Raw genomic sequence first — 24,988 nt, forward strand, 5'->3', positions numbered from 1 at the left:
CGGCGCGCATCGCCGGATCCGGAGCCGCCTCGGGGGCAACTCCGGCATGGCTCGGCCTCGGAACCACTCGCATCCCACACAAGGTACCGGAGCCGGACACCGACTCCAGGCCGTGACGAGTCACACGTAGGACACAACCCGATATCAACGCTCCGTAGTTCCGGTATGCCACAATCCGCGACATCACTCCCTGCCGCACCACCGGAAGCGCAGGCCAGAGGCGTTGTCGAAGGTCAAGCGACCAGGTCGGCGGCGAGCAACTCCTCACTCTGCGCACCCCCACCGCCACGCTGCGCCCGCACCCACGCCCGCTTCAGATGCAGATGCACCTCGCACTCCCAGGTGAAGCCCATCCCGCCGTGCACCTGGAGACAGTCGCGGGCGCCGCGCACGGCGGCCTCGTCGGCGAGCAGCCGGGCGGCGGCGATGTCGGCACGGTCCCCGGTCACGGCGGCGGCGTACACGGCCGCGCGGGCCGTCTCCGCCCGCACCAGCATGTCCGCGCACAGGTGCTTGACCGCCTGGAAGGCCCCGACCGGCCGGCCGAACTGCTCCCGGGTCCGGGCGTGGCGCACGGCCAGCTCGCCCACGCGTGTCGCGGTGCCGAGCTGTTCGGCGGCGGTCAGCAGGGCCGCCTCGGGTCCGCCCGGAGCGGCCCGGGGCGCCCCGGGCAGCCGGTGCAGCGGTGTCAGCGGGTCCACCGAGCGCAGGGGGACGGCCCCTTCGGCGTCCCCGAGCACGACGTCCGCCTCCGCCAGCCACTCCACCAGGGCGCCGTCCACGGCCGTCACGACGGTGTCCCCGGCGGCCGCGCCCGGCACCGTGCCCGCCGCCAGCTGGGTCGGGATCAACGGGCCCGGCAGCAGGGCCCGTCCGGTCTCCTCGAACAGCAGCACCGCCTCCGGCAGCCCGAGTCCGACGCCGCCGTCCGCCTCGGGCAGCCGGAGCGCGAAGAACCCGGCGCCGCCCAGCTCCCGCCACAGGGCGCGGTCGAGCCCCGGTCCGGGCGGCGGCGGCCCTTCGCCCAGGCGCCGTTCCAGCAGTTCCCGCAGGCCCGCCCGCAACGCCCGCTGTTCCGCGGTCGGTCGGAAGCGCATGCTCATGATCCCTTCGGCAGTCCGAGGATCCGCTCGGCCACGATGTTGCGCTGGATCTGCGAGGTACCGGCCGCGATGGTGTACGACAGCGAGGACAGCCGGTCGAGGACCCAGGCGCGGCCGAGGTCGAGGCAGTCGGGGCCGAGGACGTCGGCGGCGGTGTCGTACAGCTCCTGACGGGCGTGCGAGTAGCGCAGCTTGAACAGCGAGCCGCCGACGCCCGGCACACCGGTCCCGGCCGCCTCCGCCTCGCTCACGTTCCACTGCGTCAGCCGCCACAGCGCCCGGAACTCGGCGTTCAGCCGCCCGAGCCGGCGGCGCGGCACCGGATCGTCCCAGCGGCCGTTGGCGCGCGCTTCGGCGGCGAGTTCGCGCAGCACCCGGCGGCAGGCGACCACCTCGCCCGCGAAGGCCGTGCCGCGCTCGAAGGAGAGCGTCACCATCGTCACGCGCCAGCCGTCGTTCTCCTCGCCGACCCGGTGGGCGGCCGGCACCCGCACCTCGTCGAGGAAGACCTCGGCGAACTCGGTGGACCCGGCGAGGGTGCGCAGCGGCCGTACGGTCACGCCGGGCGCGTCCATGCGCAGCGCGAGCCAGCTGATGCCGCGGTGCCGGGGGGCCGACGGGTCGGTGCGGACCAGCAGTTCGCACCAGTCGGCCACCTCGGCGTGCGAGGTCCAGATCTTGGATCCGGTGACCACGTAGTCGTCGCCGTCGCGCCGGGCGCGGGTGCGCAGGGCCGCGAGGTCGGAGCCGGCGCCGGGTTCGCTGAAGCCCTGGCACCAGACCTCCTCGCCGCGCAGGATCGGCGGCAGCCAGCGCTCGCGCTGTTCGGGGGTGCCCTCGGCGGCGACGGTGGGCCCGGCGTGCAGGAGTCCGACGAAGTTGGCGCCCACGTAGGGCGCGCCCGCGCGTTCGGTCTCCTCCAGGTAGATCAGCCGGGTGGTCGGGGAGGCGTCCCAGTGGACGTGGGCGTACCCGGCGTCGTGGAGCATGCGCTGCCAGCCGAGGTCGTAGGCGCGCCGGGCGGGCCAGTCGGCGGGCGGGGGCGGGTCGGGCAGCTTCGGCAGCACCTCGCCGAGCCACTGCCGCAGACGCGCCCGGAACTCCTCCTCCTCGGGCGTGTACGCGAGGTCCATCCGGAGTCTCCGATCTGACGATCCGTCAGCTCAGGCTAGCCCCGCACCCCTGGACCGACAAGGCGGGGCGCCCTACGCTCTGCGCACGATCTGACACACCGTCAGCAAAGGGGGTCACCGCCGTGACCGACACCGCACCCGACCCGAGCGCCGCCCGGACCCTGTGGGACCTGCTCGACCTGCGCGCCGCACGCACCCCGGACCGGCCCGCGCTCCTCCAGGAGGACCGCTCGGTGAGCTTCGGCGCCCTGCGCGGGCGGGCCGAGCGGACGGCGGCCGGGCTGTACGGGCTCGGGGTGCGCCCCGGCACGGTCGTCGCCTGGCAACTGCCCACCCGGATCGAGACGGTCGTGCTCTCCCTCGCGCTGGCCCGTCTCGGCGCCGTGCAGTCCCCGGTGATCCCCTTCCACCGCGACCGCGAGGTCGGCTTCGTGCTGCGCGAGTCCAGGGCCGAGTACTTCGCCGTACCGGGCACCTGGCGCGGCTACGACCACACCGCGCTGGCCCGGCGGCTCGGCGCGAAGAACGTCCTGGAGACGTACGACCGGCTCCCGGACGGCGATCCGCGGGTACTGCCCGCGCCGCCCGCCGAGGGCACCTCGGTCCGCTGGATCTACTGGACCTCGGGCACCACCTCGGACCCCAAGGGCGTGCTGCACACCGACCGTTCACTGATCGCGGGCGGCTCCTGCCTCGCCCACGCGCTGCGCCCGGCCCCCTCCGACGTCGGCTCGATCGCCTTCCCCTACGCCCACATCGGCGGCCCGGACTACCTGGTCATGCTGCTGCTGTACGGGTTCCCGGCCGTGCTGTTCGAGAAGTTCGCGCTGCCGGAGGCGCTCGCGGAGTACCGGCGGCACGGGGTGACGACGGCGGGCGGCTCGACCGCGTTCTACTCGATGTTCCTGGCCGAGCAGCGCAAGCGGCCCGGCGAGAAGGTGATCCCCACCCTCCGGTTGCTGGCCGGCGGCGGGGCGCCCAAGCCGCCGGAACTGCACCACGCCGTGGTCCGCGAGATGGGGGTGCGGCTGAGCCACGGCTACGGCATGACCGAGGTCCCGATGATCACCATGGGCGACCCCGCCGACGACCCCGAACTGCTCGCCGGCACCGAGGGGCGGCCGCCCGAGGGGATGGAGATCCGGATCGTGGACGGGGAGGTCCGGCTGCGCGGCGAGGCGGTCTGCCGGGGCTATCTGGACCCGGAGCAGACCGCGGCCGCCTTCGACGAGGAGGGCTTCCTGCGCACCGGCGACCTGGGGCACCTCACCGACGAGGGGTACCTGGTGCTCACCGGCCGGCTGAAGGACGTGATCATCCGCAAGGGGGAGAACATCTCCGCGAAGGAGATCGAGGAACTGCTGCACCGGCACCCGGCGGTGGCGGACGTGGCGGTGATCGGCCTGCCGGACGCCGAGCGCGGGGAGAGGGTCTGCGCCGTCGTCGAACAGCCGCCGGGGGCGGCGGGGTTGAGCCTCGCGCAGGTCACGGAGCACCTGCGCGCGGCAGGGCTGTCGGCGCACAAGCTGCCGGAGCAGCTGGAGGTGGTCGACGCCCTGCCGCGCAACGACGCGCTGCGCAAGGTGCTCAAGTACAAGCTCAGGGAGCGCTACTCGGGGAGCGCCGCTCCGGGACGTCCGGCTCCGGGGAGTCCTACTCAGGGAAGTCCTACTCAGGGAAGTCCTACTCAGGGACCGTGAAGTAGCGGGCGAAGGCGGTCACGACCTCGGACTCCTCCACCCTGCCGTCGCTGTCGGCGTCGAGCGTGGCGGCCGCGGCGCGGGCGACGTCGGCGGGCACGCCGAGCGCGGACAGCACGCGCGCGGTGTCGTCGAGGGTGGCCGCTCCGTCGCCGTCCGCGTCGGCCACCGCGAGGGCCGCGTGCAGGAAGGGGCGCGCGATCTCGGCGAACCGGTCGGGGTTGTCGCGCAGCCGCTTGACCGCGCCGCCCACGAACTCGTCCCGGCTGATGCGCTGGTCGCCGTCCCGGTCCGCTATGCCGGCCATGCCCTGCCAGAACGCCTCGGCGCCGATGTACAGCGCCTGGCCCTTGTCGGACCGGGCCGGCGTGCCGAACTCCGTCAGCAGGGCCCTGGCCGCCGCGTTGAAGTCCTCGCGCTCGATGTAGCCGTTGCCGTCCTGGTCGAAGGTGGCGAACCGGGCCGCGATCCTGCGCTCGTACTCGCTGCTGACCATGTCTTTTGTGCCACCTTTGCGTCACGTGGGGTACGTCTGGCAGGGAGCGTACGACGTGCGGGGCCGTCCGGGAGCGAGAAGGCGACGGTTGTGCCAAGACCGGGGGAATTTCGGGACAACGGTGTGGCGCGCCGGCAGGTCGCTACGCGGACAGCGGTCCGGCCGCCTCGTCGGTGGCCGAGTCCAGGTCGGGGTGGACGTCGAACAGGCGCCGGACGCCGAGGGCACCGAGCACCCGGTTGACGTGGGAGCCCTCCACGGCGCCCTGGGCGGGCAGGATCAGGCGCAGCCGGCCCCGGCAGGAGCGCACCAGGCGCCGGGCGGCGATGAGCACGCCGACCCCGCTGGAGTCGCAGAAGAAGACCTCCGACAGGTCCAGCACGAGACTGTGCCGACCCTCGGCCACCTCGTCGTGCACGCGCTGGCGCAGCACGGGTGAGGTCACCAGGTCCAGCTCGCCCGACACCCTCAGCACGGCCCACCCGTCCTGCTCGCCGCAGGTCACTTTGAACGCCACCGCCATGCCCTTCGCTCGCCGGAACCCCCGCAACCGGAAGCTGTCCCTACGCTTCCTTGCAGCGCGGCTGCCCAGCGGCTGTGCCCTGAAACTCCGCCCTGAAAACCGAAAAGGGCGCAAGGAGGCTTGTTTCCATCACCTTCGGTCTTGTTCGATCAGCTGTGTACGGGGTAGACGTCGGTTCCCTATCACCCCGGGCCCTCCTGGGGGCGCACATTGCAACAAAGGGGCGTGCGCCGTCAGAGGTGCCGACTACATTCGAGGAGACAGTGGGAGCAGGCTTGACCAGGGCACAGGCAGGGTGACGTGAGGGGGCCGCATGGCGAAGAAGGACGCACCGCCCCGCTGGGACCGCAAGATGCAGCAGCGACTCGCCCGCGGTGAGGCCGCCGCCCTCGGCGAGCTCTACGACCGGTACGCCTCCCTGGTGCACGGACTGGCCCACACCGTCCTCGGCGACGAGCGCGGCGCCGACGCCATCACCCGCGAGGTCTTCACCCACGTCTGGGAACACCCCGACGCCTACGACCCCAAGCAGGGCCCGCTGCGCTCCTGGGTGGCCGCTCTCACCCACCGCCTCGCCGTACGGCGGCTGCGCGCCACCGAGACCGCCGCCCTCGTCGGCGGCGACGGCACCGCCGAGGACCTGGAGCGCAAGGTGCGGCACGCCTCGGTGGCCGCCCGCGCCGACTACATCGTCCAGGCCATGCCGGTGCCGCTGCGCGCCGCCCTGGAGCTGGCGTACTTCCAGCGCCGCGACTACCGGCAGACCGCGGCCGACCTCGGCGTCACCGAGGACGAGGCCCGCCGCCGGCTGCGCCTGGGCCTCCAGCTGCTCTCCACCGCCCACGACGCCGGCGCCCCGCCGGGATACGGGGGTGCCGTGTGAGCACCGGCAGGTACGAGGCGTACGACGGTCCCGACGAACCCGAGAAGCCCGATGACTCCGGGCACTCCGAGCACTCCGAGGACAGCGGTGGCGGTGCCGGTGACGGCCCCGGCGACGGCACGGGAAGCGGCCCGGTCCGGCCGCCCCGCATACCGCTGCCCCGCGCCTCCGTCGAGGACACCGGCAGGCCCCTGCCCGACCTCGACCCGCCGGCCCCGCTGGTCCTGGAGCACAGGGTGCTGACCTCACTGCTCGGCGCGTGGGCGCTGGCCGCCTGCTCACCGGAGGAGACCCTCACCGTCGAGGCCCACCTCGGCGACTGCGGCCCCTGCGCGGACGAGGCGCTGCGGCTGCGCGAGGCCGTCGGACTGCTGCACCCGGCCGAGAGCCTCGACCTCGACCCCGCGCTGCGCACCCGGGTCCTGGAGAGCTGCCTGGAACGCCGCCCGCCGCGCATCCCGGTCCCCCGCTGGGCGGCGGCCTACGACGCCGAGACCGCGCGTCTCGACGCGCTGCTCCAGGACTTCGGGGACGCCGAGTGGCACGCGCCCGTCAGGCTCAGATGGTTCGAGTCGGACGAGCCCACCAGCCGCCGTACGACGGTCGCCGGGGTGATCGCCCACCTGATGACGGTCGACGGCCTGCTCGCGGTCGGCCTCGGTCTGGACGACCCGCTGGGCGACGTGCCCGCCGAGCGCCCCACGCCCGCCTCCCGCACCGAGGCGTACTGGCGCGCCTCGCACTTCCCGCCCACCCGGTCGGTGCGGGGGCCCTGGCGCGAGCAGAGCCACGACCTGGTCCGCACGGCCTCCTTCACCGGCGGCCGGGAGGGCGGACTGCCCATCTCCTACGGGGACTTCGAGCTGCCGCTGCACGACGCGCTGCTGGACCGGGCGTTCGAGTGCTGGGTGCACGCGGAGGACATCGCGGACGCGGTCGACTACCCGTACGGGCCGCCCTCGGGGCGTCATCTGCACGACATGATCGACCTGGCGGCCCGGATACTGCCCGGTGTGCTGGCCCGGCGCCGGCAGCTGGGGCTGGCCGCCCCGGCACCCGGCCGCCACCTGGGGACGGCCGGGCGGCCCGGTCGCAGCGTGCGGCTGGAGATCGAGGGGACGGGCGGCGGGGAGTGGCTGATCCCGCTGGACTCCCCGGCGGCGGTCGGCTCCGCCGAGCACGAGGTGGCGCATGTGGCGCTGGACGGGGTGGAGTTCTGCCAGCTGGCCGCGGGCCATGTGCCTCCGGCGGAAGCGGCGGCGGGCCAGTCCGGCGACCGGACCGCCATCAGAGACGTCCTGTTCGCCACGGCGTCCCTGAGCCGGATGTAACGCCGTCGGCCGCGGGCACGTCGTGGCCGATCGCGCAGTTCCCCGCGCCCCTGGGTACGCCCGGTGACCGCGCCTCGTCAGCGCCCCCGCGCCCAGGCGCCCAGGGGCGCGGGGAACTGCGCGAGCGGCGCGGGACGGCCCGCGGTCGCCGGTGAACGCGAACCCCCGGGACGCCGGGCGTCAGGCGAAGACGACCGTGCGGCGGCCGTTGAGGAGGATCCTCCGCTCGGCGTGCCACTTCACGGCCCGCGCCAGCGCCTGGCACTCCACGTCCCGCCCCACCGCGACCAACTCGTCCGGAGTGACCTGGTGCCCGACCCGCTCGACCTCCTGCTCGATGATCGGCCCCTCGTCGAGGTCCGCCGTCACGTAGTGCGCCGTGGCCCCGATCAGCTTCACACCCCGCGTGTGCGCCTGGTGATAAGGCTTCGCACCCTTGAAGCTCGGCAGGAACGAGTGGTGGATGTTGATGATCCGCCCACTGAGCTGCTTGCACAGATCGTCCGAGAGCACCTGCATGTAGCGGGCGAGCACGACCAGCTCGACGTTCTCCTCGCGCACGATCTCCAGCAGCCGCGCCTCGGCCTGCGCCTTGGTGTCCCTGGTCACCGGGATGTGGTGGAAGGGAATGTCGTACGAGCCCACCAGCTCGGCGAACTCCGTGTGGTTGGAGACCACCGCGGCGATCTCCACCGGCAGCGCCCCGATCCGCGCCCGGAAGAGCAGGTCGTTCAGGCAGTGCCCGAACTTGGAGACCATCAGGACGACGCGCATCTTCTCGTCGGCCCGGTTGACCTGCCAGTCCATCTGGAAGGAGTCACCGATCGCCGCGAAGCTCGCGCGCAGCTTCTCCACCGTCACCGGCGCATCCGCCGAGAAGTGGACGCGCATGAAGAACAGACCCGTGTCGTGGTCCCCGAACTGCTGGCTGTCCTCGATGTTGCAGCCGGTCATGAAGAGGTAGCTCGACACGGCGTGCACGATGCCCTGCTTGTCGGGGCAGGACAGCGTCAGGACGTACTGGTCGGGGGTGACCGCGACTCGGTCGGGCTGCTCGTTCATGCAGGACAGGGTCCCACAACCGGCGTCCGCCGATCACTGCCGTCCCGCTACGCGGACCTCGTCATGATGCTCAGCACCTCCAGGGTGCGCGGCGGGGCGTCGGCCTCGTCCCCGTCGCTCGCCGCCATCCGCACATGGGCGTCCCGCGCGGCACGCACCGCGTCCGGCCAGCCCTGGTGTTCCAGATACGCGGCGACCGGCGCGTCCGGCCCGACCTGGTGCATGATCCGCAGCACCCGCAGCACGGCGGTGTCGACGAGCGCCGCCTCCTGCGAGTCACGGAAGATCGTGCCGACGTACTTCTCGGCGGACCAGTTGTCGAGCCAGGTGTCCTCGACGAGGCGGTACACGGCGTCGGTGACGTCTCCGTATCCGTCGACGCCGGCCAGCCAGACGTCCCGCTGGAACCCGGGGTCGGAGAGCATGTGCAGCGCGGAGCGCACATTGCTGCGCCAGCGCCACCACGGCATGTCGTTCAGTGGCATGCCGCCCATGGTGGAGGAGCGACGGCCGCGACGGGAAGAGTTCTCCGAACCTTGCACGGTCATCGATCGTACGTTCTCACTCCGCGATCACTCACGGGCCCCCGTAATTCACCTTCAGGTCACCTTCCGTTGACCGAAGGTAACTCCCCGGTTAGTGATGTGACGGAATCGTGCGTGTCCATGACCGGCAGGCGTCGCATACGCAATACCCACCTCCCCGCGTTCGCGCAACCCTTCAGGGCCACCGCAGGAAAACTGGCGGCACTGATCGCGTGTGCGTCGCTCACCGTCGGTTGCGGGGTCATCCCCGGTGTCACGGGGGGCGCCGGGGACGATCCCATCACCGTCATGACCTGGGCGCCCCAGGACACCAAGGCCACCAACAAGCCGGGCATGCCCGCACTGGCCCTGGCCTACGCCCGCTCGATCAACGCCCAGGGCGGGCTGAACGGCCGCAAGCTCCGGGTCCTGAACTGCAACGACCACAACGACAGCGTCTCCGCGGCGAAGTGCGCCGAGCGCGCCGTCGACGAGAAGGTGGTCGCCGTCGTCGGCTCCTACAGCCAGCACGCCGACTCCTTCTTCCCCACGCTGGAGAGCGCGGGCATCCCCTACATCGGCGGCTACGGCGTCACCGGGGCCGAGTTCACCAGCCCGCTGTCCTACCCCGTCAACGGCGGCCAGCCCAGCCTGCTGGCGGGCCTGGGCCGGGAGCTGGCCGAGGAGTGCGGGCCCGTCGCCCTGGTACGGCCCGACAGCATCGCCGGCGACGAGCTGCCCGCCCTGCTCAACTCCGGGCTCTCCGCGGGCGGCCACGCCGACGCGGCCGACCAGCTCGCGGCGGAGGACGCCACCGAGTACTCGGCCCACTCGCAGCAGGCGCTCACCTACACGACCAGCGACCCGGCGAACGCCGGCTGTGTGGTGCCCGCCCTCGGGGACCGCACCAGCACCTTCATGGACTCCTTCCGGCGCGGGCGCGAGGAGTCCGCCGACGTGCGCACCGCCACCGTGCTGGGCAGCGTCGACCAGACCGTGATCGACGCCTCGGGCGGCAAGTCCGGCCCGTACGAGGGCGCGTACATCACCGGCTGGTACCCGGTCTCCAGCGACCGGCGCTGGGACGGGCTGAAGGAAGTGATCAGCAAGCACGCGTTCGGCGACAACCGCATCGACCCCTCGGACGCCGGGGTGCAGACGACCTGGATCGCCTACACCGTCCTCAAGGCCGTGGTCGAGTCCATCGGCGACGACCCGGTGACCGCGCGCGCGGTCCGCCGGGCCCTGGACAACGGTCTTCAGATCAGCACCGGCGGACTGACCCCGAAGCTGAGCTGGGAGCACTCCGAGAGCCTCGCCTCGGTGGGCCTGCCGCAGCTGGTCAACGCCGACGTGACCCTCCAGGTCGTCCGGGACGGGCGGCTGGTGGCGGCCCGCAAGGGCTTCATCGACGTGACGAAGACCCTGCTCCAGGCCGACCTGGCCTGACCGCCCGACCCGCCGGCCCCGGCCGGCCCGGCCTAGAGCTGGGTCGGCTGGCGCTCGGTGAGGCCGTAGGACTTGGCGATCGAGTTCCACAGCGCGGCGGCCTTGCCCTTCTCCGTGGTGGCCGTGCCGCTGGCCGTGTTGCCCTGCTGGGTCTGGGGCGTGGAGCGGGCCTGGCCCTTCTTGCAGAGCTTGTCCTTGCGCTGCGCGACCTGGTCGGCCCAGGCCGCGTAGTGGTTGTCGGCCGACGCCGACGCCTGCCAGGCGGCGGTGAGGGCGGTGGTCAGCTCGGTGTGCTGCGGCAGCTGGTCCACCGACAGACCGGACAGCTTCGTCACCAGGTCGTTGCGCTGCTTGGCCGCGTCCCTGAGGTCCTTCGCGGCCTGGCTGAGGTTGTTGCACGCCTTCACGTCGGCCACCGCGTTGATGACCATGGTCCGGCTGTCGCCGCTGACCGCGAGGAGCTTGTCCAGCTCCACGGCCTGCTGCTCGGCCGGGTCGGCGGACGGCGAGGCGGAGGCGGAGGGCGACTCGCTCGCCGGGGCGGTCGCGGCGACGGTCTTGTTGTCGTCCCCGCCGTCGTCCCCGCCACCGCCGGCCAGCAGCGCCCCGGCGCCGATGCCGACGACGGCGATGCCCACTCCGACGGCCGCGAAGAGCGGCAGCCGGGAACCGGTCCGGCCGCCGGAGCGGCGCGGCTCGTCGTCCTCCGTCTCGCGCCGGGGGATGAACGTGCCCTGCTGCTGCCGCGCGCCGCCGTAGGACTGCGGCTGCGGCTGGGGCTGCTGGAAGCGCGGGAGCTGCTGGGTGGACCCGGCCGGCGACTCGCCGCCGGGCTCGCTGCGGAAGAGGTTGTCGAACTCCGCGGGCGGCTGCCGCTCGCCGCTGCCCGCGGGCACCGGCGGGATGTACTGCGTGGCCTCGGCGTCCGCGGCCGGCGCCGCCTGCGGCCGGACCCGGCCGAGGACCGTGGTGCTCTCGCCGGGCGCCTCGGGGGTGATCTCGGGCGGCAGCGCACCGCCGCCGACCGGCGGTATGAACTGGGTCGCGCCGTCGTCCACGACCGGCGGTATGTACTGCGTGGCGCCGTCCGCGCCGGGCAGGTCCGTCACCGGCGGTATGTACTGGGTGGCGCCGTCCGCGCCGTAGGGGGCGGCGGGCGGGAAGGCGGCGCCCTGGGTGCCGTAACCCTGCGCGGGAGTGTCGTAGCCCTGCGCGGGGGTGTCGTAGCCCTGCGCGCCGTAGTCCGGGCCGCCCGCGGGCGGGGTGCCGTAGGAGGGGGCCGGGGCGCCCTCCGGCGGGAGCGGCTGGGACGCGGCGGGCGGCGTGCCCCACGCGTCCGCGGACTGCTGCGGTTCCGCCCAGGGCTGGGCGGGCGGGGTGCTCCAGCCCTGCCCGCCGGCGGGTGCCGCCGGCTGCTGGTGCTGCTGCTCGGGCCCCCAGGAGCCGTTCCACGACTGACCGCCCGGCGGGGCCGCCGGGGCGGGCGGCTGGGCCGGACGGGCGTGCGGCGGACCGACGGGGCCCGTCATGCCCGGGAGCAGCGGCTCGCCTCCGTCGGAGGGCAGCACGATGCCTTCGCGCGCGGGCCGCGCCGAGGGCTCCTCGCCCTGTCCACTCTGCGTCACCGGGACTCCTACGAATGGGGGACCTTCGGAATCGTCGGCTCACGCTACCGGGTCCCGCGAGCCGCGTGCCACGCAGCTCAGGCGGTTACGCCCGTCCCTGTGACCGCCGTTACAGCGCGGTCCCCCACTCCCGGTGTGTTCCCCCTCTCCCCCGCCGTACCTGCGTTTGCCCGGTGTTCACGGCCGCGTGGCCGCTGCTTTCACGCCGCCGCCCGAAGTTCCAGCCGCGCCCCGAACTCCCTTACCACGGGCTCCTCCCGGTACGGCTCCAGGCGTTGCTGGAAGTCCTCCAGGTACTCGGCGCCCCGGTTGGAGCGCAGGGTCTCCAGCAGTTCCACCGCCTTCAGCCCGGTGTGGCAGGCCTGTTCGATCTCCCGCTGCTGCACCTGGGCCGTGGCGAGGAGCACATAGCCGATCGCCCGCCGCCGGGCCTTCGTCGCGGGCAGCCCCGCGAGACACTCCTCCGCCCGCCGCGCCGCCGCCTCGGCCTGCCCGAGGTCGCGGTGGCAGTGCGCCAACTCGTCGGCCAGATAGGCCTCGTCGAAGTGCGCGATCCACGCCGGGTCGTCGCCGGACGCCGGATCCGCCGCCTCCAGCGCGCTCACCGCCCGCCCGGACGCCAGCTGCGCCGCCCGCGCGTCGCCCATCAGCGCGTGCCCCCGGGCCTCCGCCGCGTGGAACATCGCCTCCGCGCGGGGGGTGACCCGGCCGCGCGCCCCCTCCTGCGCAGCCCGCGCCAACTGGGCGATCTCACGCGGGTTTCCGAGCTGCGCGGCCAGATGACTCATCGACGCGGCCAGGACGTAGCCGCCGTAGCCGCGGTCCCCGGCCGCCTGCGCGAGCCGCAGGGCCTGGATGTAGTACCGCTGGGCGAGGCCGGGTTGGCCGGTGTCGATGGCCATGTAGCCGGCCAGCTCGGTCAGTCGGGCGACGGCGGCGAACAGTTCGCGTCCCACCGCCTCCCGGTAGGACCCGGCCAGCAGGCCCGAGACGACGCTGTTCAGGTAGTGCACGACGACCGGGCGCACATGCCCGCTGCCGTGCCGGTGGTCCAGGTCGACCAGGGCCTGGGTCATCGCCTTGACGGCCGCCACGTCGGACGGGCCCACGCGCGGGCCCGCCGCCCGCGCGACCTGGGAGTCGGGCGCGGAGATCAGCCAGTCCCGGCTGGGCTCCACCAGCGCGGAGGCGGCGACGGAGGAGCCGGAGAGGAAGTCCCGGCGGCCCACGTCACTGCGCCACAGCTCACACACCTGCTCGATGGCGCCGAGGACCGTCGGCGAGAACTGGAGCCCCACTCCGGAGGCCAGGTTCTTGCCGTTGGCCATGCCGATCTCGTCGATCGTGACCGTACGGCCCAGCTTGCGGCCCAGGGCCTCGGCGATGATCGCCGGGGCGCGCCCGCGCGGCTGCTGTCCCCGCAGCCAGCGGGCCACGGACGTCTTGTCGTAGCGCAGGTCGAGGCCGTGTTCGGCACCGCACATGTTGACCCGGCGGGCGAGCCCTGCGTTCGAGCAGCCCGCCTCCTGGATGAGCGCCTGCAGCCGTTCGTTCGGCTGTCGCGCGACGAGAGGCCTTGCGGCCATTGGCGTACCCCCTGTGGCTGCGGTGCCTGCCCACGCACCGAGTTGACTGGTCTTCGTACCGAACGGATCCGGCCGTGAAGATCAATGCCCCGCGGACATACCGACAATGCGAGACATACGAGGATTGCCGGGGTAAAGCCGGAAGCCGACCCCACTCCTGGCTACCCAGCCCCCGCCGCCGATCCTCCCGCGCGCCCCCGCACGTGCACCCATGCGCCCCAGTTGCCGAATCGATGCTCCTCCCCCGCGCGCGTCCGAGACGGCCTTCAGGCGTAACCCGAGGTGGGTGCGGGAGTTGTGATGTGCGTGGAAGAGACGATCGCGAGCACTGACGCCGCCCAGATTCCCCAGCAGCGGGGGGAATCGCTGCTGGAGACCGCCGTTCGCTACACCGAGGAGCGCCACTGGGACGTGTTCCCCGGCACCTGGCTGGAAGCCGTCGACGGGACACAGCACTGCTCGTGCGACGACGCCGCGTGCGACGCGCCGGGGGCGCATCCCGCGCGCGCGGACTGGGCGACCCAGGCGACCGGCAGCGCGACCGTGGCCCGCCGGATGTGGTCGAAGCAGCCGCTCGCCTCGATCCTGCTGCCCACCGGGCGCACGTTCGACGCGATCTCCGTCGCCGAGACGGCCGGGTTCCTCGCGCTGGCCCGGATGGAGCGCATGGAGCTGACGCTCGGCCCGGTGACGCTGACCCCGGACCGGCGGATGCACTTCTTCGTGCTGCCGGGGGCCTCGGCGAAGGTGCCCGACCTGGTGCGGAAGCTGGGCTGGGCGCCCGCCTCCCTGGACCTGCACGCGCTCGGCGAGGGCGGCTGGGTGGCCGCGCCGCCCACCCGGTTCGGGTCCCGGGGGGCCGTGCAGTGGGCCTGCCGTCCGACGCCCGCGAACCGGTGGCTGCCGGACGCGGAGGAGTTGATCTCACCGCTCGCCTACGCCTGCGGCCGGGACCGGTAGCGGGTACCGAACCGTCGCCGCGCGGGCGGTGCGAGCGGGCCCGCGCGGCGCTGACGCATGTCGGCGGGGCCCCGCGCCCCTTAGGTTGGCTTCCATGACGTCGGCCGTGCGTGTACGTGGACTCTGGAAGCGGTTCGGGCAGCAGATCGCCGTGGCCGGGATCGATCTGGAGCTGCCCGCGGGGCAGTTCATCGGTCTGGTCGGGCCGAACGGAGCGGGGAAGACCACCACGCTCTCCATGGTCACCGGCCTGCTGCGCCCCGATCAGGGCTCCGTCGAGGTCGTCGGGCACGACGTGTGGCGGGATCCGGTGGCCGTGAAGGCGCGGATCGGGGTGCTGCCGGAGGGCCTGCGCCTGTTCGAACGACTCTCGGGACGCGAACTGCTCGCGTACACGGGCCGGTTGCGCGGTCTGCCCGGGACGGAGGTCGACAAGCGGGCCACCCAACTGCTCGACGTACTGGACCTGGCCGGGGCCCAGCACAAGCTGGTCGTCGACTACTCGACCGGTATGCGCAAGAAGATCGGGCTCGCCGCCGCTCTGCTGCACAACCCCGAAGTGCTCTTCCTGGACGAGCCGTTCGAGGGGGTCGACCCGGTCTCCGCGCAGACCATCCGGGGTGTGCTGGAGCGGTACACCGCCTCCGGCGCCACGGTCGTCTTCTCCTCCCACGTCATGGAGCTGGTCGAGTCGCTGTGCGACTGGGTGGCCGTGATGGCGGCGGGCCGGATCCGGGCGCACGGCCCCCTGACCGAGGTGCGCGGCACCGCGCCCTCCCTCCAGCAGGCGTTCCTGGAGCTGGTCGGGGCGCACGAGCGGGACGCGGGTACGCGCCTGGACTGGCTGGGCGGCGGGGCCCGGTGAGCGCCCCCGCCCCGGCCCCGGCGCCGGCGCCGGCCCCCGTCACGGCTCCGCCCGCCGCCTCGGTCACCGCCGTCCTGGTCCGGCTCAAGCTGTCGCTGCTGCGCAACGGGCTGCGCCAGTCCACCGGCCGCCGGGCCGCCTGGATCGCCTCCGCCGTCCTCACGCTGCTGTTCGCCGCGGCGCAGCTGATCGGACTGATCGCGCTGCGCGGACACGCCCACGCCGCCTCGGTGGCCGTCCTGCTGGTGGCGGTGCTGGCGCTCGGCTGGGCGGTGATGCCGCTGTTCTTCCCCGGCGGCGACGAGACCCTCGACCCGACCCGCCTGGTGATGCTGCCGCTGCGGCCCCGCCCCCTGGTGCGCGCCCTGCTGGCCGCCTCCCTGGTCGGCATCGGGCCGCTGTTCACGCTCTGTCTGCTGGCCGGCTCGATGATCGCGGTGGCGCACGGCGCCGCGGCCCTCGTGGTGGGCGCCGTCGGGACGGTCCTGGCGCTGCTGGTGTGCGTGGCCCTCGCGCGGGCCGTGGCCACCGCCAACACCCGGCTGCTGACCAGCCGCAAGGGCCGCGATCTGGCGGTGCTGAGCGGGCTGGTCATCGCGATCGGCGCGCAGGTCGTCAACTTCGGCGCGCAGCGGCTCGGTTCGTCCGGTCTCGGGCAGCTCGACCCGGCCGCGGACGTGCTGCGCTGGGTGCCGCCCGCGTCGGCGATCGGCGCGGCGGACTCCGCGAGCGACGGCTCGTACGGGATGGCGCTGGCGCAACTCGCGCTCTCGGCGCTCGCGTTGGCGGCTCTGGTGGCCGTGTGGGCGCGTCATCTGACGCGGCTGATGACCGAACCCGACGGTTCGACCCTCCAGCCGGCCGGGGACACCGTGGTACGCGGCTCCACGGGCCTGGGCCGGCTGCTTCCCGGCGGGCGCACCGGAACGGTCATGGAACGCAGCCTGCGCTACATCTGGCGGGATCCGAAGACCAAGGCGGCCTGGGTGACCTCGCTGGCCATCGGGCTGATCGTGCCGGTCTTCAACGCCGTGCAGGGCACCGGGTCGATCTACTTCGCCTGCTTCGCGGCCGGGATGCTCGGGATCCTGATGTACAACCAGTTCGGCCAGGACACCTCGGCGTTCTGGATGGTCGCGACGACGATCGCCACCGCCCGGGACGCCTATGTCGAACTCCGCGCCCGCGCGCTGGCCCTGCTGGTGATCACCCTGCCGTACGCGGCGCTGGTGACGGTCCTGACGGCGGCCCTGCTCGGCGACTGGGCCCGGCTGCCGGAGGCGCTCGGCCTCTCCTTCGCCCTGCTCGGCGCGATGCTGGCGACGGGTGCCTGGACCTCGGCCCGGTTCCCGTACTCCATTCCACAGGAGGGCTACAAGAACGTGGCGCCCGGTCAGGCCGGCCTGGCCTGGATCTCCATCTTCGGCGGCATGGTCGCGGCGGCGCTGCTGTGCGCCCCGGTCATCGCGCTGACGATCTGGCTGAACGTCTCGGCGGACGGCGAGGACTGGGCGTGGCTGCTGCTTCCGGTGGGGGCGGCCTACGGGGCCGGGATCACGGTCGCCGGTCTGCGGCTGGCGGCGCCCCGGACCGCGGAACGGCTGCCGGAGATCCTGACGGCGGTGAGCCGCGGCTGAGGGCCTGATGCGGGCACGGGGTCCGCACGCGGGGTCCGTACGCGGGCGCAGGGTCCGTACGCGGGGTCCGTACGCGGGCGCTGGGCCCGGGGGCGGGCGAGAGGTCCGGGCGCGGGCGCAGGGTCCGTACGCGGGCGAGGGGCCCGGGCGCGGGCGCAGGGTCCGTACGCGGGCGAGGGGCCCAGGGGCCGACGAGAGGTCCGTACGCGGGCGAGGGGCCCGGGGGCGGGGTCCGTACGCGGGCGGAGGGGCCCGGGGGCCGGCGAGAGGTCCGGGCGCGGGCGCGGCGCCCGTCAGCGGGTGCGGACCGCGTCCAGGAACGGTTCGACGGCGGCCCGCCAGGCCTCGGGCCGGTCGTAGTGGACCAGGTGCCCGGCGTCGGCGACCTCCGCGTACTCCCCGCTGGGCAGCACCCGCACCATCTCCTGCGCCTCGGCCCGGCCCAGTTCCCCGTCCAGGCCGCGCACCACCAGCGTCGGGCAGCGGACCTGGGCCAGCTCCTCCCAGTGCGCGTCGTACACCCAGGTCTCCCGGGACTTCAGCATCTGCTCGGGCTCGAAGACCGGCCGCCAGCCGTCCTCGCACTCCTGCATGACCTCGGCGTAGAACGCGCCGCGCGCGGGGTTGGGCCGCTCCACCCAGGGGTCGTCCTCGCCGAACCACTTGCGCACGTCGGCGAGGGTCGCGAAGGGCACGGGCCAGGACTTGAACCAGTCCGCCCACTCCCGCTGGGAGGCCGCGCCGAGCGCGGAGGCCCGCATGTCGCAGATGATCAGGCCGCTGACCAGGTCGGGGCGTTTCGCGGCGAGCTGCCAGGCGGTCAGCGCGCCCATCGCGTGCCCGATCAGCACGGCCGGTCCGAGTCCGAGCTGTTCCAGCGCGGCCTCCGCGTCGTCCACGTACGCCTCGCGCGTGAACGCGGCCTCGGCCGGTTTGCCGCTGCGGCCGTGTCCGCGCTGGTCCAGCGCGACCGCGCGGTGCCGCTCGGAGAGCCAGCGGGCCGTGGCGGCCCAGTGCGAGGCCCGGCCCATCAGCCCGTGCAGTAACAGCACACCGTGTCCCGGCTCGCCCTCGTGGGCCGCCCGGTCGGTGGTCTTGGGCGGGTCGCCGAACTCCCAGGCCGCGAGGGGCACCCCGCCCGTCCCGGTCACGTCGATGCGCCGTGCCATAGGTGGCACCCCCCTAGAGCTCCGCCTGCCGTTGCCCCGCAGATTATCGAACCCCTATTCGAAAATGGCGTCTCGCCCGACAACACCCCTCATTCGAGTGACCTCCCTCAAGGATTGACCGCCGCACCCGAGGGGAGATCTTCAACGGGAGGCGGACCGCTCGGGGAAAACGGTCCGAGGGGAATGACCCTGGGAGCTCGGGGCTCCGGGTCAGCACAGGGGAGGACAGGCCCCGGCGCCGCAAGGCGCCGGGGCCCTCCACACGACTGCGGCGCATCTCTCCGCCCCCTCAGGTCATATGCCCCACGCGACAGCCTTGCACGCGAAGCGCCGGAGCGCTGCGATTCGACGGACTGCACCCCCGATTCGACGGGATCACGCCGGTTGCCCCAACCACCCCTGCAACAACAGGAGTTACCCCGCGGGGACGACCGGGCAAACTCAGCGCTTGGCGACGAAGACGTGCGAGGCGATCTCCGACTCCAGCTCGGCCGCCTCGCCGCCGCTGCCCACCAGCACGCCGCCGGCCGACTCCGTCACGCTCACCACCGAACCGGGCTGCACGCCCGCCCGCCGCAGCGTGTACATCAGCTGGGCGTCGGTCTGGATCGGCTCCCCGATCCGGCGCACCACGACGGTCTTGCCCTCAAGCCCCGGGTCCAGGTCCGCCAGCGACACCATGCCCTCGTCCAGGAACGGGTCGGCACCGTCCTTCTCGCCCAGCTCCTCCAGGCCCGGGATCGGGTTGCCGTACGGCGACTCGGTCGGGTGCCGCAGCAGCTCCAGGACGCGGCGCTCCACGGCCTCGCTCATCACGTGCTCCCAGCGGCAGGCCTCGGCGTGCACCTGCTCCCACTCCAGGCCGATCACGTCGACCAGCAGGCACTCGGCGAGCCGGTGCTTGCGCATCACGCGGGTGGCGAGCCGGCGGCCCTCGTCGGTCAGCTCCAGATGCCGGTCGGAGGCGACGGACACCAGACCGTCACGCTCCATCCTGGCCACCGTCTGGCTGACCGTCGGCCCGCTCTGGTCGAGTCGCTCGGCGATCCGGGCGCGCATCGGGACCACCCCTTCCTCTTCCAGTTCGAGGATGGTGCGGAGATACATCTCCGTGGTGTCGATCAGTCCGGACATACGTGCCCCTCGATGAGATCTGCCGGAAGCGCGACAGCTTCGCGGCGCGTGCGCTGGCCCTGGCTTCAATTCTGACGCATAGCGCTGACAACCGTGCCGCGCCGTTGAAACCAACGGGTTTCGCACGTGTGGCGAGCGGCCCGTACGACTCCCCCGGCACCGGCGGCCCGGCTCCCCCGGTCCCGTCCGTCCGGCTCCCTCAGGCCCGCCGGACACGCCGCGACCCACCCCACCGCCGTATTGACACCGCAGTGGTCCAGACCGCACGGTGATCCGCGACACAGATCACATCCGCCACCGCACTCCGCACGGCAAAGGGGCCCCGCGCATGAGCGACCGCAAGCTGGCCGGCCAGTTCTTCGACGCCGCGATCGAGCTGCTCCGGACGGTCCGCGACGAGGAGGGCGAGCACGTCGAGGCGGCCGGCGAACTGCTCGCCGACACCGTCGAGAACGGCGGGCGGCTGTTCGCCTTCGGCGCCGGACACTCCTCCCTCGCCGCCCAGGACGTCGTCTACCGCGCGGGCGGACTGGCCCTGATGAACCTGCTCGCCGTGCCGGGCGTCGTCGGCGTCGATGTGATGCCCGCCACGCTCGGCTCGGCCCTGGAGCGCGTCGACGGGCTCGCCTCGGCCGTGCTGGACAGCTCGCCCCTGCGCGCCGGCGACGTCCTGATCATCATCTCCCTCTCCGGGCGCAACGCGCTGCCCGTGGAGATGGCCATGAACGCCCGCGCGCTCGGCGTGAAGGTCATCGGCGTGACGTCCGTCGCCTACGCCACCGAGACCAAGTCCCGGCACGCCTCCGGCACCTATCTCAAGGACCACTGCGATCTCGTCCTGGACTCCCGGATCGCCGTCGGGGACGCCGAGCTGACCCTGGACACCGTCCCCGCGCCGTTCGCGCCCGCGTCCACCGTCGTCACCTCCGCGCTGCTCCAGGCCGTCCTGGCCACCGCGGCCGGCGCCCTCGCGGACCGGGGCATCGAACCGCCGCTGCTGCGCTCGGGCAACGTGGACGGCGGCCACGAGTGGAACGGACGGGTCATGGAGGAGTACGGCGACCGGATCTTCTACCGGCGCTGACGGCCCACCGCGCCCAGGACGAACGCGCCCGGAACGAACGCGCTCAGGACGAACGCGCCGTCAGCCGGACGCATCCGCCAGATCCAGGGCCGCCGCGATGCGCGCGGCCACATCCTCCGCGTACACCGCGTCGGACCGCTCGAAGGCGCTGCGCCCGCCCCCGCGCAGGAACGTCACCACCCCCAGCGTCCGGCCCCGGCTGCGCAGCACCGCGCACAGCGCGTGCACCGAGTCCGACGGCCACTGGCGGGCCTGCGCCCAGATCCGCGCCTGCTCCGGCGGCACGGTGCCGACGCCGGCCCGCACCGAGCCGGCCCGCGCCACGCACTGGAGCGCCGGATGCCCCTCCGGGTAGCGCACGGGCAGGCCCGCCGCGCCCGTGGGCAGGCTGGGTCCGGGCGGACCTGACGGGGTGGCCGCCGTTCTGACCAGACGGACCGGACCGGCCGCGTCCGCGTCCCCCAGCGGACCGCCCGCCACCCGGTCGACCAGGGCGTGGTCGGCGAATCCGGCGAGCGCGAAGTCCAGATGCACGGTGGCCGCCTCGACCGGGTCCTCGCACTCAGCCGCCGCCCGTGCGGCCCGGTGCGTCTGATTGCCCCGGAACCGCAGCAGCGCCGCCTCCTGCTCGGCCTGCTTGGCCTCGGTCACGTCCTGGAAGAGCCAGCCCACACCCAGCGGCACCGGCTCCTCCGCGAGCGGCGAGGCCAGCCGGACGAACCCGCAGCGCCAGCAGCGCCGCTGCTCGCCCTCGGCGGCCCGCACACTCACCCAGATCTCGGCGGGCGCGGGCGGCGCGCCCTCCGCCAGCACATGGGTGAGCGCCGCCTCCAGCTCCTCCACGCCCTGGGCGAGCAGCTCGCCCAGCGGGCGGCCCAGCACGGACGTACGGCCGATGCCCAGCGACCGGGCGGCGTGCGCGTTGACCACCGCGGGGCGCAGGTCGGCGTCGACCAGCACGACGCCCCAGGAGGCGTCCTCGAAGAGGGCCTCGCTGAGCGCGATGGAACGCTCCAGGTCGATCTGCGCGTGCACCTCGCTGAAAGCGCAGTACACACCCGCGGGCTTGCCGTCGGGCCCGCGCACGGCGGCCGACTGGGTCCGCACCAGGACCCGGCCGCCGTCCTTGGTCAGCAGCGCGAACTCGTGCACCTGGCGTCCGGGGGCCTCCATGGCGGACATCAGCCGCCCCTCGACCTCCTCGGCGTCCGCGCTGCGCACCGCCCACCCGGCGAAACCGGGCCGCCCCACGGCCTCGGCCGCGGTCCAGCCGAGGATCCGCTCCGCCTCACGGTTCCAGTGGGTGACGACCCCGTCGGCGTCGAAGGCGCACAGCGCCGCGTCCATGCCGTCGAGCAGCGCGGCGAGCAGATCGGAGCCGCCCGAGCCCTCGGGACCGGCACCCTCGGGTTCGTCCGGCCCCAGCTCGTCGGTGGTCCCACTACGCCGGGAAGCACTCACCTGGACCCCCTGCCAAGCCGCGTCCGCACGCCTGTGGTGCGGCTGTTCGCCCACTAACAATCATTCAACTCGAACGTGACGCAGCACACAGCGGGTTCCCGCAAGATTGCGGGAATCGTTGTGGACCGACGCCGTCGTACCACTCATGACTCAAGCCTCAGCGTGAGCCACACCTCGGTCTCGTCCTCCGGCGCCACGTACCGCTCCACCTCGACGAACCCGCGCTTCCGAGCGAACCGCACACCGTCGGCGTTCGCGGCGAGCACGACCGTCCGCACCTCCCGCGCGCCCAGCGCGAACGCCCGCGCCAGACAGTGCTCGTACAGCGCCGCCCCGATCCCGCGCCCCCGGTACTCGGGCAGCACGCGCGCGATCACCGTCGCGACACCCCGCTCCCCGTCCGGCGGCCGCACGGTGGAGCACCCGACGAGCACGTCCCCGAGATAGGCGTTCTCCAGGCGGTGCCGCCCCACGCGTTCCCGCACCTCGTCGGCGCTCAGCTCGTCGGGCGGCACGACGACGTTGTGGACGTACCGCCACTGCTCCCGCAGGCGCTCGCCGTCCACCACCACGACACGAAGATCATCCACACCGACCGTCTCCCCGCGACGCGTACACCTCAATCACGAATTCGCATGTCAGAAGCTGCTGCGGGCGGGTGCGAAAAAAAGCGGTTGAAGGCGCGGCAGGTGGTTCCTAAGGTGTGTCCCACGTAGGAAAGGAGGTGATCGGGTTCATGAGTGACACCCGGACGTACGAGGTGGCTGCGGGCTGACGCCCGACACCCCACCAGTGCGGTGCCGGCGCAGCCGGCCCAATCCCAGCAGTCACCCGACCCGCGAGCTCGCCGGTACGTCCGGCCGGCCCTTCCGCTTCGGTGGAGGACCCGAGTTCGCGGGTCGTCTGCGTTTCCGGAGGAAATTCGGGTGTGACCCACGCCATCCGGAAAAACTGCGGCGCGCAGTACTCTGGCCGCATGATCTCGCTCGTTCGACGACGCCACGTGGACTTCCTCCGCGTCACGAGCATGGGCTGTCGGCGCTCCTTCTGAACCCAGCGCCCCGTCCCTCTTCCTGCACAGGACCTCCCATGCAGCTTCCGATCATCGATCTCTCCGCCCCCGATCTGCACGCGCGGCTGCACGGCGCCGCCCATGACGTGGGGTTCTTCCAGCTCGTCGGGCACGGCGTCGGCGCCGCCGAGACCGAGCGCCTGCTCTCGGCGATGCGGCGGTTCTTCGCGCTGCCCGAGGCCGAGCGGCTGGCCCTCGACAACGTCGGCTCGCCGCACTTCCGCGGCTACACCCGCACCGGCGACGAGCGGACCGGCGGTTCCCGGGACTGGCGGGACCAGCTGGACATAGGCGCCGAACGGCCCGCCCGCGTCCCCGGTCCCGGCGAGCCCGCCTACTGGTGGCTCCAGGGCCCCAACCAGTGGCCGGCCGCCCTGCCCGAGCTGCGCGCGGCCGCGCTGGAGTGGATCGACCGGCTCAGCGCCGTCGCCCAGCGGCTGCTGCGCGAACTGCTCACCGCCATCGGGGCACCCCCCGACTTCTACGACCCGGTCTTCGGCGAGCGGGCCCATCCGCACCTCAAGCTCGTCCGGTACCCGGGCAGCGCCGGGGACGGCGCGGGGCAGGGCGTCGGCGCGCACAAGGACTACGGCTTCCTGACGCTGCTGCTCCAGGACCAGGTGGGCGGGCTCCAGGTGCAGCGTGAGGACGGGCGTTTCCACGACGTGCCGCCCGTCCCGGGGGCCTTCGTGGTCAACCTCGGGGAGCTGCTGGAGGTGGCCACCAACGGTTACCTGGTCGCCACCAACCACCGCGTGGTGTCCCCGCCGGGGGCGACCGAGCGCTTCTCGGTGCCGTTCTTCTACAACCCGAGCCTGGACGCGCGGGTGGAGCCGGTGCCCTTCCCGTTCGCGTCGACGGCGCCGGGCGTGACCGCGGACCCGGGCAATCCGCTCTTCGCCGAGTACGGCTTCAACGAGCTGAAGGGGAAGCTCCGGGCGCATCCGCTGGTCGCGGAGCGGCATCACTCCGGGCTGCTGACGCCCGCGTGACGTGCGGGGCGCCCCCGGCGGGGGCGCCCTTCTCCGGCTCGGAGGTTCCGGCGCGGAGGTTCCGGCTCGGAGGTTCCGGCGCGGGCCCTCCCGCTCAGCCGGCGATGTCGCCGTAGCCCTCGATCTCGCGGGGATCGCGGGAGCCCGGCCCGGTGTAGCGGGCGGACGGGCGGACCAGGCGTCCGGTGCGCTTCTGCTCCAGGATGTGCGCCGACCAGCCGGCGGTGCGGGCGCAGGTGAACATCGAGGTGAACATGTGGGCGGGGACCTCAGCGAAGTCGAGGACGATCGCCGCCCAGAACTCCACGTTGGTGGCCAGCACCCGGTCGGGGCGGCGGGCGTGCAGCTCGGCCAGCGCGGCCTTCTCCAACGCCTCGGCGACCTCGAAGCGGGGCGCGCCCAGCTCGCGGGCGGTGCGGCGCAGGACGCGGGCGCGGGGGTCCTCGGCGCGGTACACGCGGTGCCCGAAGCCCATCAGCCGCTCGCCCTTGTCCAGGGCCTGCTTCACGTACGCCTCGGCGTCCCCGGTGCGCTCGATCTCCTCGATCATGTAGAGCACGCGGGAGGGGGCGCCGCCGTGCAGCGGGCCGGACATCGCGCCGACGGCGCCGGACAGGGCGGCGGCCACGTCGGCGCCGGTGGAGGCGATGACGCGGGCGGTGAAGGTGGAGGCGTTCATGCCGTGCTCGGCGGCGGAGGTCCAGTAGGCGTCGACGGCCGCGACGTGCTTGGGGTCGGGCTCGCCGCGCCAGCGGATCATGAACCGTTCGACGACGGACTGGGCCTTGTCGATCTCGCTCTGCGGGACCATCGGCAGGCCCTGGCCGCGTGCGGACTGGGCGACGTAGGACAGGGCCATGACGGCGGCGCGGGCGAGGTCGTCGCGGGCCTGTTCGGCGTCGATGTCGAGGAGCGGTTTGAGGCCCCACACGGGTGCCAGCATGGCGAGCGCGGACTGCACGTCGACGCGGATGTCGCCGGAGTGGACGGGGATGGGGAAGGGCTCGGCGGGCGGCAGGCCGGGGTTGAAGGCCCCGTCGACGAGCAGGCCCCAGACGTTGCCGAACGAGACGTGGCCGACGAGGTCCTCGATGTCGACGCCGCGGTACCGGAGCGCGCCGCCCTCCTTGTCGGGTTCGGCGATCTCCGTCTCGAACGCGACGACTCCTTCGAGTCCGGGTACGAAGTCGGACATCAGG

General features: G+C 73.3%; 22 protein-coding genes. 9 read left to right on the forward strand and 13 right to left on the reverse strand.

Annotation, left to right across the window (positions count from 1 at the left end; translation table 11 throughout):
- Positions 1-233 precede the first annotated feature (233 nt).
- A complete protein-coding gene (locus AB0E07_RS04645) occupies positions 234-1,097 on the reverse strand; it encodes an acyl-CoA dehydrogenase family protein (protein ID WP_362246369.1) in 864 nt (287 codons plus the stop codon).
- A 2-nt stretch (positions 1,098-1,099) separates the two neighbouring features.
- A complete protein-coding gene (locus AB0E07_RS04650) occupies positions 1,100-2,236 on the reverse strand; it encodes an acyl-CoA dehydrogenase family protein (RefSeq protein WP_362246371.1) in 1,137 nt (378 codons plus the stop codon).
- 122 nt (positions 2,237-2,358) lie between these two features.
- Here AB0E07_RS04650 and AB0E07_RS04655 point away from each other — a divergent pair, with 122 nt between their 5' ends.
- Positions 2,359-3,936, forward strand: a complete 1,578-nt coding sequence (locus tag AB0E07_RS04655; RefSeq protein ID WP_362246373.1) for an AMP-binding protein — start codon at positions 2,359-2,361, stop codon at positions 3,934-3,936.
- Here the strand turns inward: AB0E07_RS04655 and AB0E07_RS04660 are convergent.
- Both AB0E07_RS04660 and AB0E07_RS04665 read right to left on the reverse strand, forming a co-directional pair.
- Positions 3,920-4,432, reverse strand: coding sequence for an EF-hand domain-containing protein (locus AB0E07_RS04660; RefSeq protein WP_362246375.1), 513 nt, complete (start codon positions 4,430-4,432; stop codon positions 3,920-3,922). The genes AB0E07_RS04655 and AB0E07_RS04660 overlap by 17 nt on opposite strands.
- Before the next feature lie 142 nt (positions 4,433-4,574).
- On the reverse strand, positions 4,575-4,955 hold the full coding sequence (locus tag AB0E07_RS04665) for an STAS domain-containing protein (RefSeq protein WP_362246377.1): 381 nt from the start codon (positions 4,953-4,955) through the stop codon (positions 4,575-4,577).
- Positions 4,956-5,268: 313 nt separating this feature from the next.
- Here AB0E07_RS04665 and AB0E07_RS04670 point away from each other — a divergent pair, with 313 nt between their 5' ends.
- Positions 5,269-5,838: a sigma-70 family RNA polymerase sigma factor gene (locus tag AB0E07_RS04670; protein ID WP_362246379.1), complete on the forward strand. Its 570-nt coding sequence runs from the start codon at positions 5,269-5,271 to the stop codon at positions 5,836-5,838.
- On the forward strand, positions 5,835-7,169 hold the full coding sequence (locus AB0E07_RS04675) for a zf-HC2 domain-containing protein (RefSeq protein WP_362246381.1): 1,335 nt from the start codon (positions 5,835-5,837) through the stop codon (positions 7,167-7,169). Before AB0E07_RS04670 ends, AB0E07_RS04675 begins: the two co-directional genes overlap by 4 nt.
- A 180-nt stretch (positions 7,170-7,349) precedes the next feature.
- Here the strand turns inward: AB0E07_RS04675 and purU are convergent, their stop codons facing one another.
- Both purU and AB0E07_RS04685 read right to left on the reverse strand, forming a co-directional pair.
- Positions 7,350-8,231, reverse strand: a complete 882-nt coding sequence (gene purU, locus AB0E07_RS04680; RefSeq protein WP_362246383.1) for a formyltetrahydrofolate deformylase — start codon at positions 8,229-8,231, stop codon at positions 7,350-7,352.
- Positions 8,232-8,278: 47 nt separating this feature from the next.
- Positions 8,279-8,779 (reverse strand): hypothetical protein, encoded by a 501-nt coding sequence (locus tag AB0E07_RS04685; RefSeq protein ID WP_362246385.1) that lies wholly within the window; start codon positions 8,777-8,779, stop codon positions 8,279-8,281.
- Between the two features lie 117 nt (positions 8,780-8,896).
- On the opposite strand from AB0E07_RS04685, the gene AB0E07_RS04690 reads away from it, so the two are divergent.
- Positions 8,897-10,204 carry an ABC transporter substrate-binding protein gene (locus AB0E07_RS04690; protein ID WP_362246387.1) on the forward strand — a complete coding sequence of 436 codons (1,308 nt, stop codon included), beginning with the start codon at positions 8,897-8,899 and terminating at the stop codon, positions 10,202-10,204.
- Between the two features lie 32 nt (positions 10,205-10,236).
- Here the strand turns inward: AB0E07_RS04690 and AB0E07_RS04695 are convergent, their stop codons facing one another.
- Together AB0E07_RS04695 and AB0E07_RS04700 are read right to left on the reverse strand one after the other, a co-directional pair.
- Positions 10,237-11,829, reverse strand: coding sequence for a hypothetical protein (locus AB0E07_RS04695; protein WP_362246388.1), 1,593 nt, complete (start codon positions 11,827-11,829; stop codon positions 10,237-10,239).
- 200 nt (positions 11,830-12,029) lie between these two features.
- Complete coding sequence (locus AB0E07_RS04700; protein WP_362246390.1) at positions 12,030-13,415, reverse strand: transcriptional regulator; 1,386 nt, start codon at positions 13,413-13,415, stop codon at positions 12,030-12,032.
- A 300-nt stretch (positions 13,416-13,715) separates the two neighbouring features.
- Between AB0E07_RS04700 and AB0E07_RS04705 the strand changes: the two genes are divergently transcribed.
- The 3 genes from AB0E07_RS04705 (at position 13,716) to AB0E07_RS04715 (ending at position 16,877) form a co-directional block, all read left to right on the forward strand.
- The gene (locus AB0E07_RS04705; protein ID WP_362246392.1) at positions 13,716-14,375 is read left to right on the forward strand and encodes a bifunctional DNA primase/polymerase; all 660 of its coding nucleotides are present in this window, start codon (positions 13,716-13,718) and stop codon (positions 14,373-14,375) included.
- A 94-nt stretch (positions 14,376-14,469) separates the two neighbouring features.
- A complete protein-coding gene (locus tag AB0E07_RS04710; RefSeq protein ID WP_362246394.1) occupies positions 14,470-15,240 on the forward strand; it encodes an ABC transporter ATP-binding protein in 771 nt (256 codons plus the stop codon).
- Positions 15,237-16,877: a transporter gene (locus tag AB0E07_RS04715; RefSeq protein WP_362246396.1), complete on the forward strand. Its 1,641-nt coding sequence runs from the start codon at positions 15,237-15,239 to the stop codon at positions 16,875-16,877. Before AB0E07_RS04710 ends, AB0E07_RS04715 begins: the two co-directional genes overlap by 4 nt.
- Before the next feature lie 293 nt (positions 16,878-17,170).
- Here the strand turns inward: AB0E07_RS04715 and AB0E07_RS04720 are convergent, their stop codons facing one another.
- Complete coding sequence (locus tag AB0E07_RS04720) at positions 17,171-18,046, reverse strand: alpha/beta hydrolase (RefSeq protein WP_362246398.1); 876 nt, start codon at positions 18,044-18,046, stop codon at positions 17,171-17,173.
- Positions 18,047-18,487: 441 nt separating this feature from the next.
- Positions 18,488-19,180: a metal-dependent transcriptional regulator gene (locus AB0E07_RS04725; protein ID WP_362246400.1), complete on the reverse strand. Its 693-nt coding sequence runs from the start codon at positions 19,178-19,180 to the stop codon at positions 18,488-18,490.
- A 328-nt stretch (positions 19,181-19,508) separates the two neighbouring features.
- On the opposite strand from AB0E07_RS04725, the gene AB0E07_RS04730 reads away from it, so the two are divergent.
- Entirely contained in the window at positions 19,509-20,264 is a 756-nt protein-coding gene (locus AB0E07_RS04730) for an SIS domain-containing protein (RefSeq protein WP_362246402.1), read from the forward strand.
- Positions 20,265-20,324: 60 nt separating this feature from the next.
- Here the strand turns inward: AB0E07_RS04730 and AB0E07_RS04735 are convergent, their stop codons facing one another.
- Entirely contained in the window at positions 20,325-21,725 is a 1,401-nt protein-coding gene (locus AB0E07_RS04735) for a PAS domain-containing protein (protein WP_362246404.1), read from the reverse strand.
- Positions 21,726-21,868: 143 nt separating this feature from the next.
- Positions 21,869-22,315: a GNAT family N-acetyltransferase gene (locus AB0E07_RS04740; RefSeq protein ID WP_362246406.1), complete on the reverse strand. Its 447-nt coding sequence runs from the start codon at positions 22,313-22,315 to the stop codon at positions 21,869-21,871.
- 499 nt (positions 22,316-22,814) lie between these two features.
- Between AB0E07_RS04740 and AB0E07_RS04745 the strand changes: the two genes are divergently transcribed.
- Positions 22,815-23,789, forward strand: coding sequence for a 2-oxoglutarate and iron-dependent oxygenase domain-containing protein (locus tag AB0E07_RS04745; RefSeq protein WP_362246408.1), 975 nt, complete (start codon positions 22,815-22,817; stop codon positions 23,787-23,789).
- 94 nt (positions 23,790-23,883) lie between these two features.
- On the opposite strand, the gene AB0E07_RS04750 is transcribed toward AB0E07_RS04745, so the two are convergent.
- On the reverse strand, positions 23,884-24,984 hold the full coding sequence (locus tag AB0E07_RS04750; protein ID WP_362246410.1) for a citrate synthase 2: 1,101 nt from the start codon (positions 24,982-24,984) through the stop codon (positions 23,884-23,886).
- Between the last annotated feature and the right edge of the window lie 4 nt (positions 24,985-24,988).

Origin of the sequence: Streptomyces sp. NPDC048002, assembly GCF_040653275.1 — a bacterium.
GTDB lineage: Bacteria > Actinomycetota > Actinomycetes > Streptomycetales > Streptomycetaceae > Streptomyces.